The 20352-nt window shown below is 59.0% G+C and carries 14 protein-coding genes and 1 riboswitch; of the genes, 9 read left to right on the top strand and 5 right to left on the bottom strand.

The genetic code is table 11. From position 1 onward, the window contains the following. Window position 1: 1 nt before the first annotated feature. The 4 genes from putA to N7220_RS17130 all read right to left on the bottom strand — a co-directional run bounded on the left by putA (window position 2) and on the right by N7220_RS17130 (window position 7360). Window positions 2–3982, bottom strand: a complete 3981-nt coding sequence (gene putA, locus N7220_RS17115; RefSeq protein ID WP_283148733.1) for a trifunctional transcriptional regulator/proline dehydrogenase/L-glutamate gamma-semialdehyde dehydrogenase — start codon at window positions 3980–3982, stop codon at window positions 2–4. A gap of 192 nt (window positions 3983–4174) precedes the next feature. Further along, on the bottom strand, window positions 4175–4978 hold the full coding sequence (locus N7220_RS17120) for an NUDIX hydrolase (RefSeq protein WP_283148734.1): 804 nt from the start codon (window positions 4976–4978) through the stop codon (window positions 4175–4177). Further along, on the bottom strand, window positions 4978–5709 hold the full coding sequence (phnF, locus tag N7220_RS17125; RefSeq protein ID WP_283148735.1) for a phosphonate metabolism transcriptional regulator PhnF: 732 nt from the start codon (window positions 5707–5709) through the stop codon (window positions 4978–4980). Before phnF ends, N7220_RS17120 begins: the two co-directional genes overlap by 1 nt. A 232-nt stretch (window positions 5710–5941) precedes the next feature. Then, window positions 5942–7360: an aminotransferase-like domain-containing protein gene (locus tag N7220_RS17130; protein ID WP_283148736.1), complete on the bottom strand. Its 1419-nt coding sequence runs from the start codon at window positions 7358–7360 to the stop codon at window positions 5942–5944. 245 nt (window positions 7361–7605) lie between these two features. Between N7220_RS17130 and aptA the strand changes: the two genes are divergently transcribed. The 8 genes from aptA (at window position 7606) to N7220_RS17170 (ending at window position 16730) form a co-directional block, all read left to right on the top strand. Then, the gene (aptA, locus tag N7220_RS17135) at window positions 7606–8961 is read left to right on the top strand and encodes an omega-aminotransferase AptA (protein ID WP_283148737.1); all 1356 of its coding nucleotides are present in this window, start codon (window positions 7606–7608) and stop codon (window positions 8959–8961) included. A gap of 473 nt (window positions 8962–9434) precedes the next feature. Further along, entirely contained in the window at window positions 9435–10958 is a 1524-nt protein-coding gene (locus tag N7220_RS17140) for a CoA-acylating methylmalonate-semialdehyde dehydrogenase (RefSeq protein WP_283148738.1), read from the top strand. A 314-nt stretch (window positions 10959–11272) separates the two neighbouring features. Beyond that, window positions 11273–11647, top strand: a complete 375-nt coding sequence (locus tag N7220_RS17145; RefSeq protein ID WP_283148739.1) for an EamA family transporter — start codon at window positions 11273–11275, stop codon at window positions 11645–11647. Next, window positions 11644–13101: a UbiA family prenyltransferase gene (locus tag N7220_RS17150; RefSeq protein ID WP_283148740.1), complete on the top strand. Its 1458-nt coding sequence runs from the start codon at window positions 11644–11646 to the stop codon at window positions 13099–13101. Before N7220_RS17145 ends, N7220_RS17150 begins: the two co-directional genes overlap by 4 nt. Before the next feature lie 82 nt (window positions 13102–13183). Beyond that, window positions 13184–14350, top strand: coding sequence for a hypothetical protein (locus tag N7220_RS17155; protein ID WP_283148741.1), 1167 nt, complete (start codon window positions 13184–13186; stop codon window positions 14348–14350). A 48-nt stretch (window positions 14351–14398) separates the two neighbouring features. Then, entirely contained in the window at window positions 14399–14866 is a 468-nt protein-coding gene (locus tag N7220_RS17160; RefSeq protein WP_283148742.1) for a DUF3592 domain-containing protein, read from the top strand. Between the two features lie 99 nt (window positions 14867–14965). Further along, a complete protein-coding gene (locus N7220_RS17165; protein ID WP_283148743.1) occupies window positions 14966–16126 on the top strand; it encodes a M20 aminoacylase family protein in 1161 nt (386 codons plus the stop codon). A 256-nt stretch (window positions 16127–16382) separates the two neighbouring features. Then, window positions 16383–16730, top strand: a complete 348-nt coding sequence (locus N7220_RS17170) for a hypothetical protein (RefSeq protein ID WP_283148744.1) — start codon at window positions 16383–16385, stop codon at window positions 16728–16730. A 196-nt stretch (window positions 16731–16926) separates the two neighbouring features. Here N7220_RS17170 and N7220_RS17175 read toward each other — a convergent pair whose 3' ends face one another. Then, window positions 16927–17829 (bottom strand): ChbG/HpnK family deacetylase, encoded by a 903-nt coding sequence (locus tag N7220_RS17175; protein ID WP_283148745.1) that lies wholly within the window; start codon window positions 17827–17829, stop codon window positions 16927–16929. 203 nt (window positions 17830–18032) lie between these two features. Next, window positions 18033–18118, top strand: a riboswitch (glycine riboswitch). Window positions 18119–18351: 233 nt separating this feature from the next. On the opposite strand from N7220_RS17175, the gene N7220_RS17180 reads away from it, so the two are divergent. Beyond that, on the top strand, window positions 18352–19752 hold the full coding sequence (locus N7220_RS17180) for an L-serine ammonia-lyase (RefSeq protein ID WP_283148746.1): 1401 nt from the start codon (window positions 18352–18354) through the stop codon (window positions 19750–19752). Window positions 19753–20352: the final 600 nt, after the last annotated feature.

The following is a 20352-nucleotide window of genomic DNA, read 5'->3' on the forward strand; positions in this document are numbered from 1 at the left end:
GTTAGCCGATCGTCATCAAGCTGGCGTTACCGCCCGCTGCCGCTGTATTGACCGACAAAGCACGCTCGATCAGCAGGCGCTCCAGCGCAAAGTGTTCGCCACCCGATGCCAGTCCTTGCACGCTGATAATCGGGCCGTCGCGCTGTGCCAGGGTTTCGCTCAAGACACGCAATTGATCAGAATCGCCATGATGCAACGCCGCGTCGATCTCCATTTCTGTAATGGCTTGCGTGGCAGGGACCAGAGTGATGCGCGCTTGCACTGGCTTGGGTAGTTGCTGCACCAGGCGAGTAGCGCTGTCGGTGGTCTGGATAACCGCCGTGGCACCCACCGCGAGTACGGCAGCGATTTGCCTTAGCAGATTGCCGGCATTGCTATCGAGCCCGCTGACGCAAAGTACGCGTTCACGTGGCAACAGGGTATAGGTATTGCGCTCTCCGGTCGGGCCAGACAGCGTCACGGCAGCGCCGATCACGGTAGCGGCCAGCAGTTTGTCACACAGCAGCGCCAGTTCCGGCGCGTGGCTCTGCGCCCAGCCATGCAACGCGTTAAACGGTGCGAGCAATTGCTCGCGGGCCGGTGTACTGAGCATGGTTTCGCTGCTATCAGTCTGGCGCAGGTTCTGACGCAGTGCGGTTTGCGGGCAGACGGCCAGCAAGCGCTGCAGATAGAGCGGGCCGCCCGCCTTAGGGCCGGTGCCCGACAATCCTTCACCACCAAATGGCTGAACGCCGACCACCGCGCCAACAATATTGCGGTTCACATACAGATTGCCAACGCGAGCGCGTTCAACAATGTGTGCGATGGTTTCATCAATGCGCGTGTGGATGCCCAGCGTCAGGCCATAACCGGTCGCGTTGATCTGGTTGAGCAGTTGATCCAGCCCTTGATTGTCCGCCGTGCGTTGCCAACGCACCACGTGCAATACCGGGCCAAATACCTCTCGTTCCAGCTCATCAATGCTGGCCAGTTCAATGACCGTGGGTGGCACAAAAGTGCCATTACGGCAGGACTCGGGCTCGCTGACCTGATGGACTTTTCTGCCCTTGGCATAAAACGCGTCGATATGGGCCTGGATACCAGCTTGCGCTTCGTCATCAATCACCGGCCCGACATCGGTGGTGAGCCGGTCCGGGTTGCCCAAAGTCAGCTCGGCCATGCCACCTTTAAGCATGGTCAGTACGCGGTCGGCGATGTCTTCTTGCAGGCAAAGAACGCGCAGCGCAGAACAACGCTGCCCGGCGCTATCAAATGCGGACGACAGTACATCTGCGACCACTTGCTCGGCCAGGGCCGATGAATCGACGATCATTGCGTTCTGGCCGCCGGTTTCGGCAATCAGCGGAATCGGCGAGCCGTTGGCATCGAGCCTGCCGGCCAGCGCCCGCTGCAGAATCCGCGCTACCTCGGTAGAACCGGTAAACATCACGCCTTTGACGCGAGCATCGTTGACCAAAGCAGCGCCGACCGTTTCGCCGCGACCGGGCAACAGTTGCACCGCACCAGCCGGAATCCCCGCTTCACGCAGAATCTGGATCGCCTGCGCGGCAATCAGCGGCGTCTGTTCCGCTGGTTTGGCCAGTACCGGGTTACCAGCGGCCAATGCTGCGCTGACCTGACCGGTGAAGATCGCCAGCGGGAAGTTCCACGGGCTGATGCACGCCACGGGGCCCAGCGGGCGATGGGTGTCGTTGGAAAAGCCGCTGCGAATCTGGCTGGCGTAATAGCGCAGGAAATCCACGGCTTCGCGTACCTCGGCAATGGCGTTCGGAAGTGACTTGCCCGCTTCGCGCACGATCAGCCCCATCAGTTGCTGCGTGCGGCCTTCCATCAAATCGGCGGCGCGCTCCAGCAAGGCGGCACGGCTCTGCGGCTGGGTGGCTTGCCAGATTGGCGCTTCACGTACCGCCGCCTGCAAGGCCAGATCGACATCATCAACGCTGGCTTCGATCACATGCCCGACCACGTCGTGATGGTCCGCCGGGTTCAGCACAGCAACGCCGCCACTGGCTGGCGGTGTTACCCCATCAATCAGCGGCGTCGCCTGCCAGGGGGTGGCGCCGCTCGATAGCAATGCGGCAGACAACGAAGCCAGCCGTTGTTCATTGGATAAATCCAGCCCGGCCGAATTGGCACGCGCCGCGCCATACAAAGCAACGGGAAGGGGAATGCGCGGGTGGGGGAGTCCCAACTCACCTTCGCTGGCGTGCATCGCCTCAACGGTCGCAACCGGATCAGCGACCAGTTCGGCCAGCGAGATCGACTCATCGCCAATGCGGTTTACAAACGAGGTGTTGGCGCCGTTTTCCAGCAGGCGACGTACCAGGTATGCCAGCAGCGTTTCGTGGGTGCCGACCGGCGCGTAAATGCGGCAAGGGCGATTGAGTTTGCCGTCGCCCAACTTGCCAACCACGTGTTCATACAGCGGTTCACCCATGCCATGCAGGCACTGGAATTCGTACTGGCCTGGATAATAATTGTGGCCCGCCAGATGATAAATCGCCGCCAGCGTATGACCGTTGTGCGTGGCAAATTGCGGGTAGACGGCTTCTGGCGCGTGCAGCAGTTTGCGGGCGCAGGCCAGATAGGACACATCGGTATAAACCTTGCGGGTATAGACCGGATAACCTTCCAGCCCGTCTACCTGGGCGCGCTTGATCTCGCTATCCCAGTAAGCGCCTTTGACCAGTCGGATCATCAAGCGGTGACGGCTGCGACGGGCCAGATCAATCACATAATCAAGGACATACGGGCAGCGTTTCTGATAGGCCTGCACCACAAAGCCGATGCCGTTCCAGCCAGCCAGTTCGGGTTCGAAACACAAACGTTCCAGCAGATCGAGCGAAATTTCCAGGCGGTCAGCTTCTTCGGCATCAATGTTGATGCCTATATCAAACTGGCGTGCCAACACGGTCAGCGATTTGAGGCGCGGATAGAGTTCGCTCATCATGCGGTCATGTTGAGCGCGGCTGTAGCGCGGGTGCAGGGCCGACAATTTGATCGAAATGCCCGGCCCCTCATAAATGCCGCGACCTTGCGAGGCTTGGCCGATGGCGCGGATGGCTTGTTCATATGAAGCCAGATAACGCTGGGCATCGGCCTCGGTCATCGCCGCTTCACCCAACATGTCGTATGAATAGCGGAACCCTTCGGCTTCGAACTTGCGGGCATTGGCCAACGCCTCGGAGATCGTCTCGCCGGTGACAAACTGCTCACCCATCAAGCGCATGGCCATGTCCACGCCTTTGCGTACCAGTGGCTCACCACCTTTGCCGATAATGCGGGTGAGTGCGCTGGAAAGGCCGGATTCGGTGTGCGTGGCGACCAGCTTGCCGGTCAGCAACAAGCCCCAGGTGGCCGCGTTTACAAACAGCGACGGGCTTTGGCCCACGTGGGAATGCCAATTGCCCCGGGCGATCTTGTCGCGAATCAGTGCATCGCGCGTGGCTTTATCTGGAATGCGCAGCAGCGCTTCAGCCAGACACATCAGCGCCACGCCTTCTTGCGAAGACAGCGAGAACTCCTGAATCAAACCTTGAACCAGTCCTTCACGACCCGTGCCGACTTTCTGGTTGCGCAACTTGCTGGCCAGATCGGTGGCCAGCTGTTGTGTGCTGGCTGCCAGAGTGGCGGGCAAGCGGGCTTGTTCCAGCAAGGCAGGCAGACATTCACTTTCCGGGCGGCGGTAGGCGGCGGTGATGGCGGCGCGCAAGACGGACTGCGGTTGCACGCTTTGCGCGAACTCCAGAAAGGGTTGCGCTGCGCTGTGCTCGTCGGGTGCAACCTCGCTGTGAGCGGATGGATGGTGTTCATCATGCAGCCCGGGCGCGATGAACGACTGACCGCGTTCGATCTGGTCAAGCGCGGTAAAAATGGCCTGCTTGATCAGCCAGTGCGGGGTGCGATCCAGCTTGTGCGCGGCTTGTTTAAGGCGCTCGCGCGTGGCTTCGTCGAGTTTTACGCCAAGGGTAGTGGTGCTCATGGTGCGCTTCCTGATCAAGGCTGGTTGGCATTATTACCAAGGATTCTGCGCGCAGCTTAAGCAAGGTGCAACCGGTAAGCAATTGCGGTTGCACCTTATGGTGCAACCCATGGCGGAGGTGTGCCAGTGAGCGTCGAGGGGAACGCGAAGTCAAGGGAGATGTGAGGCGGCCGGAGTGCTGCCCTGGTATACTCAAACGTGATTGGTGCGCAGCAGGAAGTCTGCGGTGACCAAGCCGGCATCCCAGGTAAACCGGGTCAGGTTGGCGACAATGGCTGAGGCGTCGAGCAGTTGAAAACCTGCTACTTCACCGTCGGTATTGTGCGGGGTGAAACCGTCAGGTACCGCCAGATCGTAGCAGTACAGGATTTCGTCATGCGTGCCGTCAATTTCGTTGCGGCAGGTGCGAATCTCGCTAGTGGCGATGGCGGTGCTGGCCAGGGCGGCAGGCACGCCAGCTTCTTCCCACAATTCTCGAACGGCGCATTCAAAGGCGTTCTCGCCCGCAGACATGCCGCCCGCAGCGATGTTGTCCAGCCGGTCAGGGTCCACCGCTTTGCTGGCAGCGCGCTGGCCTATCCACAACTGGCCATCGGCCCGCCAGCCGTTGATATGCACCGCCAGACTGGTCATGCCAAAGCGCCGGAATGCGCCGCGCTCCAGTTGAAACAACGGTTGGGCAACGTCGGGGGTGCCGTCGCTAGCGGGGGCGAGCACGGTGTAAAGCTCGTCGCGCCAACCTTTGATCAAGCCATTGGCGCGCATGGCCACTGCCGCGTCGGTCAGCACTGCGCTAGCCATTGCCGGATCGGCAGCACTCACCAGCAAGCGCTGTTCAGCCACGACAAAGGCCGGGGAGTGCGCTTGCAAAAACGTGACCGTTTGCGGTTCGACCCAACCCAGATCCAGCCCCAATACCTGCAAACGCAGCAAGCCAGCCGGATTAAATCGTGGCTGCGTGGCCAGATAGCTTTCGAGGTGTGCGCGTAACGACATCAGATGGCTTCAGGTTCAAACAGCAGTTGCACCGCATCACCGGCAAATCGGGTGATGCCGTATTCGATGGGTACGCCCCCGGCGTCGACGTACACGCTCTCAACATACAAAATCGGCTGGCTCTTGGGTTGCCCCAATTGCTGTGCGCATTCAGCCTCTGGCAGGCGTGTGCTGATGCGACTGAGCTTGCGGCTGTATTCGGTAATATCCATCTGGCCCAGTGCGGTGGCAACTGAACCACAGGCTTTGTAGATGACATCGAAGCCGTGAAAGCGCGGCAGCGGAAAATACTGGGTGCATACGCCAATAACGCGGCCATCGACCACGTCCAGCGCGTCTACCTGCAACACCGGCGTGCCCGCAGCAACCTGCAACATGGCGCAAACTTCATCGCGTGGCACCGCTTCGCGTGAGCGTTGTACCTGGCTGGTGCCAGCCAGGTGCTGTTTTTCCAGACTGTGCGAAAAACGACTGCGTTTGCCCAGTTTGTAGTCGATGAACTCTTCCTGCACAAACGTGCCACGGCCTTGTTCGATCCGCACCAAGCCACGCGCTTCCAGTGCCTGCACGGCACGGCGGATGGTGTGGCGATTCACGCCGAAGCGCGCGGCCAGATCGGTTTCGTTAGGCAGGCGTTCACGCAACAACTTGCGGGAGATTTCCCCCGCCAGCGTTTCTTCAATCTGCCGCCACAACGAAATACCGGAACCGCGCTCTACAGTCATGTTCATCGTTATTGTCCTGAAAGAAATAGTGGCCAGAGCCACCGGCGATTGGACGTATCTTACCGGATGAATGTTTCGTCTAGATGATTACACTACCGACCGATTGGTTTATTCGGCGCAGTGTTGCCACTAAGCCAGGATGGGCTGCTGGCTTTGCTGGATCGGGTGTTAACGACAGTCCTCCCGCAAGCTGGTTACTGAGATGAAACCGCGTCCACACAGGTCAGGACGATCGTTTTTAGCCAGCCGCTTGCCGCAAAAATCCAAACAAGACTTTCGAATCTGCATGCGCCACATTGAAGCGTAGCCACGGTGTGGCGCGCTGGTCGGGCCGAAACAGATAGCCGGGCGCCAGCAAAATGCCTTGCCGGGCGGCGGCGTCGGCCAGCCTTTGCATGTCGGTTTGTTCCGGCATGCCCGCCCATACAAACATCCCGCCAGTGGGGCGATGAAACAGCTGCAAGCCGCAACCGGTTAAGGCATCGCAGACGCTTTGCTGAGCCTCGGCGAGCTTGCCGCGCAGGCGGGCCAGATGCGAGCGGTGATTACCCTCGACCAGCACAGCGTGCACCAGTTGTTCATTGATCTCGGATGTCGTGAGCCCTTGCGCCATCTTGGCGAACACCAGTTTTTCTGCCAGCCCCGCATGACAGGCGATAAACCCCACGCGCAGGCTGGGCGAGATGGTCTTGGAAAAACTGCCGATATGGATCACCCGCTGCAACTGGTCCAGGCTGGCCATGCTGTGTGCGGCGGCGGGTTGCAGATCGGCAAAGATATCGTCTTCGACCACCAGAAAATCAAACTGGCTCGCCAATTGCAGAATGCGAAAAGCGGTGGCGGGTGAACAACTGGCTCCCGTCGGGTTTTGTAGATTGGTGTTGGTAAAAAACGCTTTGGGTCGATGACGTTCTGCCGCCAGCGTCAGCGCCTCGGTATTGGGCCCTTGCGGCGTAAATTCGATACCGACAATGTTCACGCCCATTTGCCGCAAAGTAGGCAGCAGATTGCAATAGCCGGGGTCATCCACCAATACGGTATCGCCGGGCTGCAACAATACGCGGGCGACCAGATCCAGCGCGTGGCTGGCACCGTGGGTGAGGATGATCTGCTCCGGCGCGCCGTCAATATTGCGCGCGGCCAGTTGTGTCTGGATTTGCTGACGTAGCGGCGTGTAGCCATAGGCATGACCGTAGCGGGCAAATGCGCCAGGCTGGCGGCGGGCCAGCGTAGCCAGGCCGTGTTTGATGCCGTCGGTAAACAACAAGCTGTCGGGTAGCCAGCCACTGCCGGGTTTGACGGTGAGTGAGTCATCGCCGTACACGCGCTGCAGAAGCAATAACGAATCAATCGATAACGGTGTTTGCGCCGGTTTGGTCGTAGTTTTGGCGACCGGTTTGCTTTGCACAAAATAGCCGCTCGCACGCCGGGCCTCGACATAGCCTTCTGCCACCAGCCGGTTGTAGGCGTTGGTTGCGGTGAGCGTGCTGATATTGCAATCCTTGGCCAGCGTGCGCACCGAAGGCAAACGAGTGCCCGGCTGCCACAAGCCGCGATCAATCTGGCTGGCAATGGCGTCGTGTAATTGCGTTACCAAAGGCGTAGCACTGGCCGGATCAATATGAATGGGCAAAGCGGCGGGGTGGCTGGCGGGCATGGCAGCAGGCTCGTGGCGGGTTATTGCCGCAATCATATACCGTGTATATACAGTGCGGCGAGTTCTGTTGCCGATGCAGGAAGGCCTTGATTTATCTGGCCGCAGGGGCGAAAAAGGCGACTGTAGCGGTAGCGGGATATAGACAGTCTTAGCGTGAACTTGGATATCTGTATATATACGTTGGTGCTCGAGTTGCATACATTGGCTAGCATATTTACATCACCCCCGTTGCACCTGGAGCCCACATGAACGCCAAGCACTCCGAGCAGATCGCCAACGCGCAAGTCAATGCCGAACCGTACTGGATGCCATTCACCGGTAATCGCGCCTTCAAGGCCAACCCGGAGCCACGCACGCTGGTGTCGGCCAAAGGCGCGTACTACCAGACGGCGGATGGGCAGAAGCTGTTTGATTGCTTGTCTGGCCTGTGGTGTACCGGGCTGGGCCATGGTCACCCAAAGATTGTTGAAGCTCTCAAACGCCAGGCCGAAACCCTGGATTACGCCACGGCGTTTCAGCTGAGCAACCCGCAAACGCTGCGCCTGGCTGAGCGCATCGCCAATCTGGCACCGGCGGGCCTGGATCACGTGTTCTTCTGCAATTCCGGTTCGGAGTCCGTGGATACCGCACTCAAGATCGCCATTGGCTATCACCGCTTGCGTGGCGAGGCCACCCGCACCCGCATGATCGGTCGCGAGCGCGGCTACCACGGTGTGGGCATGGGCGGGATTTCTGTCGGCGGCATGGTGGCCAATCGCAAGATGTTTGCCCCGCTGATGCTCAACGGCGTGGACCATCTACCGCACACCTACAACCTCTCGGAAATGGCCTTCAGCCGTGGCCAGCCCAAATGGGGCGCGCATCTCGCGGATGAACTGGAACGCCTGGTGGCCTTGCACGATGCTTCGACCATTGCCGCCGTGATCGTCGAGCCGATGGCGGGTTCTACCGGCGTGCTGGTGCCGCCCGAAGGCTATCTGCAACGCCTGCGTGACCTTTGTACCAAACACGGCATTCTGCTGATTTTTGATGAAGTGATTTGCGGCTTTGGCCGCCTTGGTGAATGGTTCGGCGCGCAACGTTTTGGCGTGACACCCGACATGATCACCTTTGCCAAATGCATTACCAACGGCGTGGTGCCGATGGGCGGCGTGATTGTGCGCCCGGATATCTATCAAACCTTTATGACTGGCCCGGCCCACGCGGTTGAATTCATGCACGGTTATACCTATTCCGGCCACCCACTGGCGGCAGCCGTTGGCAATACCGTGCTGGATATCATCGAAGAAGAAGGCCTGCTGCAGCGCGCACGTGAACTGGAGCCAGTGCTGGAAGAGGCCGTGCACGACCTGAAAGGCGAGCCTGGCGTGCTGGACGTGCGCAATATTGGTCTTTCTGCAGCTGTGGATCTGGCACCGATTGCCGGTCAGCCTGGTTTGCGGGCATACAAGCTGTTTGAAGCAGGCCTGGCCGATGGGCATTTGTTCCGGGTGACTGGTGACACGGTAGCGATGGGGCCACCGTTTATTGCTACGCCGGACGAGATTGGCGGGATGGTAGAGAGTTTGCGCAGGTGTATTCGGGCAGTGTCAAACCTCTGATCGTGGGGGGCATTGCTTTGGTGGGGTTTTAAAAGCTTGTTTGGTTAGTGCCTTCAGCACTTTGTAAAAGCGTTTGATACCCCGGGGTGCCGGGGCGCACGTTAGTGCGGCCGTAAAGCCTTATCGTGCAACTTGCTTCGCCAAAAGAAAGTAACCAAAAGTCCCGCAGAGCGGGATAGCAAAAGGCGACCCCGCTGCCGCAAGGGGGCCCGAAGTCAAAAACAGAAGCAAACCGTCTGCTGGCCAGGATGTAGCCCGGATGGAGCGGAGCGGGAATCCGGGGTTGCAATGCATCAATGAACAACCGGCATTTGAATTGAGTCATATCGCCCCCGGATTCTCGCTAACGCTTCATCCGGGCTACGTCCTACGTGCTTTTAAAAGCCCTGCCGCCACCGCCGGATAAGTAACAAAACATCGCGCCACACGCGCTACAAACGATTTGATATTTGATATCTACTGGAACAACGACCATGACCGCCAATCAAGACCTCAAACAACTCACCACCACCGCGCACTGGATCAGTGGCCTGCCGGTAGCGGGCACTTCAGACCGCTTCAGTGAAGTCTTCAATCCCAGCAAAGGCGAAGTCAGTGGCCGTGTTGCGCTGGCAACGGGGGCCGAAGTCGATACTGCCGTTGCCGCGGCCAAGGCAGCGTTTCCGGCGTGGGCTGCCACTCCGCCGTTGCGCCGGGCGCGGGTCATGTTCCGGTTTTTGCGCTTGATGGAAGAAAACCTGGAAACGCTGGCTACGCTGATCTCGCAAGAGCATGGCAAGGTGCATGCCGATGCACTGGGTGAACTGCAGCGCGGGCTGGAAGTGGTCGAGTTTGCCAGCGGCATTCCGCAGTTGCTGAAAAGCGAAATGACCGAGAATGTTGGCACCGAAGTCGACAGCTTCTCGCTGCGCCAGCCGCTGGGGGTGGTGGCCGGGATTACGCCGTTCAACTTCCCGGCCATGGTGCCGATGTGGATGTTCCCGGTGGCGCTGGCTTGCGGTAACTGTTTTATCCTCAAACCGTCCGAGCGGGTGCCGGGCGCGTCGCTCATGATTGCGCGCTTGTTGAAAGAAGCCGGTTTGCCGGATGGCGTATTCAACGTGGTGCAGGGTGACAAAGTGGCGGTTGATGCGCTGCTCGATCACCCGGATGTACACGCTCTGAGCTTTGTTGGTTCCACGCCCATTGCCCGTTATATCTATCAGCGCGGTACGGCCAACGGCAAGCGGGTGCAGGCGCTCGGTGGTGCCAAGAATCATATGGTAGTGATGCCCGATGCCGATCTGGATCAAGCCGCCGACGCACTGATGGGCGCGGCCTACGGCGCGGCGGGTGAGCGCTGCATGGCGATTTCGGTGGTGGTGCCGGTGGGCGAGGCCACGGCCAATGCGCTGCGCGAGAAATTGGTCGCACGACTGGCAACGCTCAAAGTGTCGCATTCGCTGGATCAAACTGCCGAGATGGGGCCGCTGGTGACGGCGATTCATCGTGACAAGGTCAAAGGTTATGTCGACGCTGGCGTAGCCGAAGGTGCGGAACTGGTCGTCGATGGCCGCGATTTCAAACTGGCCGGGTATGAGAACGGTTTCTTCCTTGGCGGTTGTCTGTTTGACCACGTCACGCCGGAGATGAAAATCTACCGTGAAGAGATTTTTGGCCCGGTGCTGGCAATGACCCGCGTGCCGGATTACGCCACTGCGGTGAAACTGGTTAACGAACACGAGTTCGGTAACGGCGCGGCCATCTTCACCCGGGATGGCGGCACCGCGCGGCATTTCACCGCATCGGTACAGATTGGCATGGTTGGCGTGAATGTGCCGATTCCGGTGCCGATGGCATTCCACAGCTTTGGCGGCTGGAAAGCCTCGCTGTTTGGCGACCACCACATGCACGGCCCGGAAGGGGTGCGGTTTTACACCAAACTGAAAACAATCACGCAACGCTGGCCTGGCAATGCTCGGGCAGGGGCGGAATTTGTCATGCCGAATATGAAATAACGACACAAATTTTTGTGCGTCACCAGAAAAACCCCGGTCATAGCCGGGGTTTTTTCATTGCGGCAAGGCTCCCTGCATGGCCCTCGGCGGCGGAAATATTTCAGGGTTGTAGCCGTATGTAGCGAGATTGGCACCTGTGCGACCACCGTTTATCTGACCACGTTTCCACAGCATGTCTTGCTCACCCGCGGAAACGCTGCTATATCAGCATTTCTTTCTATACAAGAAATTTTATTGTATTTGTATTATGTTTTACCGAAAGTTACTGTAATTTGTGCAGTGCAACGAATTTGATCATTTCAGAGGCAGGACCAATGACCAGGCTTCTCTTTGTACTTATTCTGATTAGTGTCAGCTGCTCCGCTTTTGCCCAGATGCTGCTCAAGCGCGGCATGGTGGATGCCAGCGTGCAGGACGCACTGCGCACCATGAATTTGCCCGCGCTGGCGACGGGCGTAGCGCTCAACCCATGGGTGCTAAGTGGCCTGGCGCTGTACTTTGGCGGCGCCGTGGTGTGGCTGGGCGTACTGGCCCGGGTTGATGTCAGCACAGCGTATCCCTTCGTGGCACTCGGTTTGATCGTGACCGTGGTGCTGGGTGGGCTGGTGTTTAACGAGCAAATTACCGCCTGGAAAATCGCGGGCAGTTGCCTGGTGGCTCTTGGCGTTTATCTGGTGGGGGCAAAATGACAACCAATCCTTCTCCTGTAGAGCGCCCGCGTTATCTGTTTGTAGATCTCGATGGCACGCTGGTGCATACCGATATGCTGGTCGAGTCGATGCTGTTTCAGATCAAGCGCTCGGTCTGGACATTCTTTCGCGTAATTTTGTGGCTGTTTGGCGGCAAAGCCGAACTCAAGCAAAAGCTGGCCAACGGTTTTGAATTCAATCCGGCCTTGCTGCCTTACGACGCTGCAGTCATCAAATACGTGACCGAGTGCCGCGCGGCAGGCGTACAAGTCTGGCTGGCTACCGCCTCAGATGAGCGCATTGCAGCGGCGGTGGCCAAACATCTGAACCTGTTCGATGGCGTGCTGGCCTCCGGCAACGGTGTGAATGTCTCCAGTACACGCAAGCTGGATGCCATTCAAAAAGTAGTCGGACAACGCGGGTTTGAATACATCGGCAACAGTCGCGACGACGTTGCAATCTGGGCCGTGGCGGAGCGGGCGCAATGTGTGCGCCCGGACGGTGCCGCCCGCGCCTGGTTCATGCGCACCAAAGGCGAAGTGCTGGAAATGCTGGATGGCCTGCCGCATCGCACGATGTGGCAATCGTTTGTGCGAGCTGCTCGCGTGCATCAGTGGCTGAAAAACGTGCTGGTGTTTGTGCCGCTGCTGGTATCGCACCGTTTGCTGGATTTGCATTCGGTTGCTGCGGGTGTGGTGACCTTTGTTGCGTTTGGCCTTTGCGCATCGTCCATTTACCTGGTCAACGACTTGCTGGATCTGGAATCCGACCGTTTGCACCCACGCAAGCGTAATCGTCCGTTTGCCTCGGGTGAGTTGCCGTTGTGGATAGGTTTTGCAGCGGTGCCGGTGTTGTTGTTCATCGGTCTGGTGGCCGGGGCCATCATCTCGCCAGCATTGCTCGGCGTATTGCTGGGTTACCTCGTGTTGACCAGTGCGTATTCGTTCAGCTTCAAAGGCAAGATGGCGGTGGACGTGGTGCTGCTGGCCAGTCTTTACACGATCCGGATCATTGCCGGCGCAGCCGCCATCGGCGTGCAACCTTCGTTCTGGTTGCTGGCGTTTTCCATGTTCATCTTTCTGGGGCTGGCGCTGGTCAAGCGCTACTCGGAATTGCTGGCGCTGGAAGAGGCCGGGCGCGACAAGGTATCCGGGCGCAATTATCTGGTCGCCGATCGCATGGTGGTGATGGCCATGGGGGTAGGCAGTTGTCTGTTGAGCGTGCTGGTGCTGGCTTTGTATATCAATAGCCCAGAGGTCGCACCGTTGTACGCAACGCCGCAGATTCTGTGGGGACTTTGCCCGCTACTGATGTTCTGGGTTTGCCGACTCTGGTTGATGGCTAATCGTGGCCTGGTGCATGACGACCCGGTGGTGTTTGCCGTGCGCGACCGGGTGAGTCAGCTGACCGTGCTGACGGGTTCAATCATCATTGCGGTCGGTGCATTCCACTAACCGGCACTGGCCTGTGGAACCGGCTGGCAGAACCAGACAACCTTCAACCGTCAATAAAAGCAACAACAAAGGGGGCAATGTCGTGCTAAAGAACACTGCCGTGCTCGGCTCGGTGCCGGCAAATCCATTGCGCTCGATGTGGCGTACGGTCAGCACTGCGCTGGCCGGGTTGCCAGTGTTGCTGCTGTTTTTTGTGTGCTCCGCCGCCGCGTACAGCAGTTTCTTCGCCAAATGGGGATTCTGCGGTACCACCGAAAGTGGCGATTGCATGCTGCAGCAAATGATCGAAGGTACAGCCCGCCGTCCGTGGGTTTACCGTCGTTTACTGCCGGAGCTGGCAAGCTGGCTGGATGGCCATATGCCGGGGTCCATTCATGGTTACCTGTTGCAGGCACTGCAAAACGGTAATCTCGGTTTGCACTATGCCTCGCCCATTGCGGCAACAGCAGAAGCCCCGGAGATGCTGCTGACGTTTTACTGCATCTACGTATTGTCTTTGCTGGCTTTTTTTGGCGCGGCCTTGTTGCTGTGGCGCATTGGCACGCATCTGACCTCAGATAAGGTGGCTTCGGCTCTGGCGGCCCTGATCTTTGTGCTCGCTTTCCCGATATTCCTCACCGTGGGCGGCAACTTCTACGACTTTACCGAGTTGTTTTTCTTTGCTCTGGCCAGCTGGATCGCATTAACCCAGATGCCATACTGGCTGATCTTGCTGGCACCGGTAGCTACGTATAACAAAGAGTCATTCTTCTTTTTTCTGGTCACGCTTTATCCGGTGCTGGTGGCGCGCTTTGGCTGGCGCCGTTCGGCGGGCTGGTTGAGTGTGGCCGTACTGGCCAGCGGCGTTGCGTACTGGTGGGTGAAATCACGTTATATCGGCAACCCTGGCGGCATGGTGGAGTTTCATCTGAGCGACCATATCGAGTATTTCCGGCGTTTCCGCCATTACGGACAGTTTGAATTCCAGTACGGCATGCTGGCGCCGCGTGGCTTCAATATCATCAATATCCTGTTGGTGGTGTTGCTGGTGCGTAGCGGCTTCAAGCGTTTGCCTACGGCTATGCGCCGACAAATCCAGCTGGCGCTGGTTATCAACGTGCCGCTGTTTTTGCTGTTCTGCTACCCGGGCGAGTTGCGCAATCTGAGCATGCTTTACCTGGGACTGGTGGCAATGCTGGCCTGTGCACTGTCACATTGGTTGAGCGGATTTTATCGATCCCGCCCGCCAACGCCATTGAATGGCGGATGACAGTCTGCGGTAGACTGCACGGCATCTTTTTTGCCCGAGTTTGCCGCCATGCAGGACTACACTTCTAATCCGACTCAATCCGGCCAGCGGCGCTTGGCCGGGCTGCTGAAGCTGGGCGCACTGGTGCTGCTGGTAGCGGCGATTGTGCTGGCCGGTCGGCAATACCAGTTTTTGCAAGGCTCGGTGACTACCCAAGGCAAGGTGGTGCAATTGCTGGAGCAAAACCGCAGCCAGAGCACGGCCAACGCCGGTACCCGCAAATCCTCCGTGTATACACCCGAAGTCTCCTTTACAACGCCCAGCGGAGCGGTGGTTCATTTTGTGTCGCTGGTGGCGTCAGATTCACCGCAATTGCAAGCCGGGCAGGCCGTTACCGTACGGTATTGGGCCGATAACCCGTCGCATGCGCAGCTGGACCGCTTTGTCGATCAGTGGCTGGCCGCATTGTTGTGTGCGGTAGGGGCAATTGTGCTCGGGCTGCTGAGCTGGTCACTGCGGGGCGGGCGTTCGCGCTGAGTGCCTGCCGGGCGCGCCGTGTTGCCTGGCGAATCCGGTTGCACCCGTCGCTGCCTGCGGTACGATGCAAGGCTACGCAACCAATTTATCGGGGCTGCCATGCTGCAATCCATCCGTTCTTTTGAACCCGAATTGATCGAAATCCGCCGCACCATTCATCGCCATCCGGAACTGGGCTTTGAAGAAGTACAAACCAGTGATCTGGTTGCCAGCAAGCTGGCCAGCTGGGGCTACGAGGTGCATCGCGGCCTGGCCAAAACCGGCGTAGTGGGTGTGCTCAAGGCCGGTACCGTCAGCAAGACACTGGGCTTGCGCGCCGATATGGATGCCTTGCCGATTCATGAAGCGTCGGCCAAGCCGTGGTCGAGTCAGGTGCCAAACCGCATGCATGCCTGTGGTCATGATGGCCATACCACCATGTTGCTCGGCGCCGCCCGTTATCTGGCGCAAACCCGCGCATTCAACGGCACGCTCAATCTGATCTTTCAGCCCGCAGAAGAAGCACTGGGCGGGGCAGAGAGCATGGTCCAGGCTGGCCTGTTTGACCGATTTCCGTGCGATGCGCTATTTGGCATGCACAACATGCCCGGCTTGCCGGTGGGCCAGTTTTACTTTCGCAGCGGTGCCTTCATGGCCTCGGCCGACAGTTTGCTGGTTACCATCACCGGGCGCGGCGGCCATGGCGCTTTGCCACACACCACGGTTGATCCGGTGGTAGTGGCGGCCAGCATTACGCTTGCGCTGCAAACCATTGTGTCGCGCAATATTGATACCCAGCAGGCCGCAGTCATCACCGTGGGTTCGATCCAGGCGGGTGATGTTGCCAACGTGATTCCCGGCCAGGCCATCATGAAACTGAGCGTGCGGGCGCTGGATCGCCAGGTCCGCAAAACCTTGCTGGAACGGATTGGCGATGTGGTGCGCTTGCAGGCGCAAAGTTTTGGTGCAACGGCCAGCATAGAGACGCAGCACGGCACACCCGTGTTGATCAACGACGAAACCCAGACGCGCTTTGCCCACGGTGTGGCCGCCAGCGTATTTGGCGACGAGGCCGCGCATTACGGTGCCCGGCCATTGATGGGCAGCGAAGACTTTGCCTATATGCTCGAAGCCAACCCCAATGGCTGTTATTTCTTTATCGGGAACGGCGATGGCGCCGGGTCGTGCATGATCCACAATCCGGGGTATGACTTTAACGATGGGTGCCTGACCCCTGGCGCGACCATGTGGGCGGCGCTGGCCGAGGCTTACCTGAAGTAAAACGTTGTGTTTATCTGTTTCTGATGACAAAACCCCGGCCCACCGGGGTTTTGTTTTTTGGACGACGCAACCGTGGGGATCGGCAGGAAATTTGTAGCTCAAGGTATCCGCAGCATGCCCTGAAACCGGCGGCTACAAAGGTCGCCCGCTGCTACAAACACCAATACACAGCCATTCATTTACCGCTAAACCACCATGCTATTGTCAGCGCCTCTTCACCATTTGGGTGACAGACACTGCGCAGGAGTAGTGGTTTATGGGGAACAAACAACGCATACCCGCGCTGGCTTTGGCGGTGGTTTTTTCTGGCTTGGCCCTGATGGCGTGGGCGGCTGACGGTGTACCGCCACCTTCTTTGCTGGACACAGACTTGAGCGCTTCGGCACCGGCTGGCCAGTGCAGCGCACCACCGGGGCAGGCCGGTGAGCAAGGCAGTGGTAATGGGCACAAGCAACATCGACGGCCGCCACCCGGGATGGATGGCGACAATGGCGACGGCCCTCCGGATGGTCCGCCGCCGGGTGGTAAAGAGGGCCATCGCCCGCCCCCGCGTGACGGCTCCGCACCGCAAGGCGTGCCACCTTCGGGTTGTGGCGTGCAGTAACTTTGTGACTCGGCTTTTGTTTGAGTCAATGTCAGGACAAACGACTTACCCGATTTTTTGTTGGACCGTGCGTACTGTTGGCCGCACGTTGCGTACTTCCCTGGGAACTGGTGTTGTAGTGTGACGCCTCAGGCCGCAAGCGGGTTGCTGACCCTCGCTGCGGTCTTTTTTTTGCGCTTGGGCATGCCGACTGAGTTCAATCAGCCGACAGTGCTTCACGCAGGGCACGCATGCCAATCAGCTTGAAACCGCGTTCGTCAATGGCGCTACGCAATGCCGCACTGCCCAGTAGCTCGCGATCCGCCAGACGGGTGCGGAAGTCCCGGGCGGCAATGGTGCGCAGCTCTGGCGTATCGTCGGCGGGATGGCAAACCAGCACGTGCACGCCTGCGCCACGGCTATCGAGCCAGTCGCAGGCAAATGCCAGTCGTTCTGAATGCTCAAGCTGCTTGTTGAACGGCAAGCCCATCACGCTGGCGACCAACACAACTTTGCCTGCCGCCGCCCGGTATTGAGCGACCACCTCTGCCGCTTCTTCCAGCGGAATCACGCACATCTGGGCAACCTGCCCGGCATCGATATCTGCAATCAGCGGTGGCACGCCATTTTGGGCGGCTAGTTCCAGGTAGATCGGCATCAGTTTGGGGTGATACAACGTCAGCATGTGGCTATCCACATGCGTGATATCGATCCCGAAAGCGGCGGCACGCTCGATTTGCGCGGTCAGTTCTTTGCGTGCGGCATCTACGTTGGCCGACTGGTGGGTCGGGCGCGCCAGCGAATGCAGATAACCGTGAGCATCCAGCAAGCCACTGGCTGGATCGCTGGTGGTGAGCGCACTCCAGCGATAGTCAGTCCACTCGCAATTGAGCGTCAGATGCACGCCCAGATCAGCGGCTGCACCCAGCTCTTTGGCCGTGCGGGCCGCATATGGAAACCAGCTACAAGGCACCATGGTCGAGGCGGAAGTCAGGGTGCCGATCTCTACCAGCGAGCGCCATGCGCTGACGGTAGCCTGGCACATGCCGATATCGTCCGCGTGCGTAACCAATAGACGATCACTGGCTTGAAAACCGAGGCGTTCTTGCAAGGTAGGCATGGTGCTTTCCTGTTTCTGGTTTGGATGGGCCGAGCCAGTATAGGCCTGGCGCTTTGATCGCTGACGTTACCGCCATGCAAGCGCGCAATGTCGGCAAACTCTGTTCCTGCCAAGGCAGTTGGCGCGAATGTCGCAGCGACCGATCATGGCGTAGAACCCTGATTGACATGCCATTGCCATCTCTCTACATTGCCCTCAGCTCTGACAGCTGCGCAGGAGAGACCACCGCTGGTGGCGCCGAAGGGGTATCGCCCTGAAAACTCTCAGGCAAAAGAACTGTGCTGCCATAGGGCTCTCTGGAGAGTGGGTCGCATGACCCCGCCGAAGGAAGCAAGGCGCCCATAGCGGGTGCCGCAATCTCTCAGGCACCAAGGACAGAGGGGGCAACATCCGGCTGGATACGGATGGGCTCTTGCTTTGGTGCCATTGCGCTTTGCGCGCCACAATCCCACCGCTCCCGCCGCCCGATTCAGCACAGTACGCTGGCCTGACGATTAGCCCGGCCAGTCAGAGAAGGTGCTTATGGCAATCAGCGTGTTCGACCTCTTCAAAGTGGGCATCGGCCCATCCAGTTCACACACGGTTGGCCCCATGCGCGCCGCCCGGCAATTTGCCCTGCGGCTGGCCAAAGATAGTTTGCTCGACCAGGTGACTAGCGTGCGCGCCGAACTGTTCGGCTCACTCGGCGCAACCGGCAAAGGTCACGGTTCGGATATTGCCGTGCTACTGGGCTTGAGCGGCGCCGAGCCGGATACAGTGGATGTCGATCAGGTCGCCGCGCAGGTAGCGGCGATTCGCAGCAGCCAGCAACTGCTGGTGTTGGGCACGCACGCGGTGGCTTTTCGCGAACCCGAGCATCTGACGCTGCACAAGCGCAAAACACTGCCATTTCATCCAAACGGCATGATCTTCGAAGCTTCCGACGTCGCTGGGCAGGTGTTGTCGCGGCGCGCGTATTTTTCGGTGGGTGGTGGTTTTGTAGTTGATGAAGCGGCCATTGATGCCGGTTTTGCGCCACCTGACGTAACCCACATGCGCCACCGTTTTGCCACTGCCGCCGAGTTGCTGGCACTGTGCGAATCGGAGCAAAAGTCGATCAGCCAGATCATGCTGGAAAACGAACTCACCTGGCGCGACGAGGCCACCGTGCGCCACGACTTGCTGAATATCTGGCAAGTCATGCAAGCCTGTGTGCGCCGTGGCTGCGAGCGCGAAGGCATCCTGCCCGGAGGCATGAAAGTGAAACGCCGCGCCGCCGAACTGCAACGCAAACTGCTGGCCACGCCTGAGGCTGGTCTGCGCGACCCACTTACGGTTATGGATTGGGTCAACCTGTACGCGCTGGCGGTGAATGAAGAAAACGCCGCCGGTGGCCGGGTGGTAACGGCCCCCACCAACGGCGCCGCCGGCATCATCCCCGCAGTCATGCATTACTACATACGCTTTGTGCCCGGCGCGAATGAAGATGGCATCGTGCGTTTTATGCTGACGGCGGGAGCGATTGGCATTTTGTTCAAGCTGAATGCGTCCATTTCCGGGGCCGAAGTGGGTTGTCAGGGTGAGGTGGGTTCTGCCTGTTCTATGGCCGCTGGCGCTTTGGCTGAAGTGCTGGGAGGTACGCCGCAGCAGGTTGAAAACGCCGCCGAGATTGGTATGGAACACAACTTGGGACTGACTTGCGACCCGGTGGGCGGACTGGTGCAGGTGCCATGCATTGAGCGCAACGCCATGGCGTCAATCAAAGCCATTAACGCGGCACGGATGGCATTGCGGGGAGATGGCAGTCACTTTATTTCGCTGGATCGGGTGATCCGCACCATGCGCGATACCGGGCGGGATATGAATACCAAGTACAAGGAAACGGCGAGAGGTGGGTTGGCGATCAATATTGTTGAGGTGCCGGTGAATGTGGTGGAGTGTTGAGGTTGTTTTTGGCTGGCGATTTGGAAGGGGATTTGGCGCGGGGCGATTATCCACCGTGGCAGCAGTTGCGATGAGACGCGTTTTTGTAAGGCGGGTGCAACCCGCCGTTGCGGATTGGGTTTCAGCTTCAAAAGCTTGTTTTGTTTGTGCCTACGGCGCGAGTGAAAAGCGTTTGATACCCGGTGGTGATCGGGGGCACGTTTCATATGCAAAAGACACTAATCGTGCAACTTGCGTCGCCAAAGAAAGGTAACCCAAAGTCCCGTAGAGCGGGATAGCAAAAGGCGACCCGGGCGCGAGCGTCGGCGGGGCCCAAAGTCAAAAGCCGTGCCCATCGGGGGCACCCCCACAACGATGCAAAATGCTTCGAATGCGGTTGCAGGGGGAAGAACCGTCTGTTTGCCAAGATGGTCTACGCGCACCCTGCGTGCCCTCGGTCGGCCCGGAGCCTGGGTCTCCGGCTCTCGGTCGGCGTGGTGAGCATGGATGATGAGCCTGGAAGTAACGGCGATGCGATGCCCCTCTTTTCCAAAGAGGGGTTAGGGGAGATTGGGTTTTGGGTGGATTTGGCAGCGGTGGTGAACTCCATATTGCAGCCAT

It is taken from the genome of Silvimonas soli (assembly GCF_030035605.1).
GTDB classification, from domain to species: Bacteria; Pseudomonadota; Gammaproteobacteria; order Burkholderiales; family Chitinibacteraceae; genus Silvimonas; species Silvimonas soli.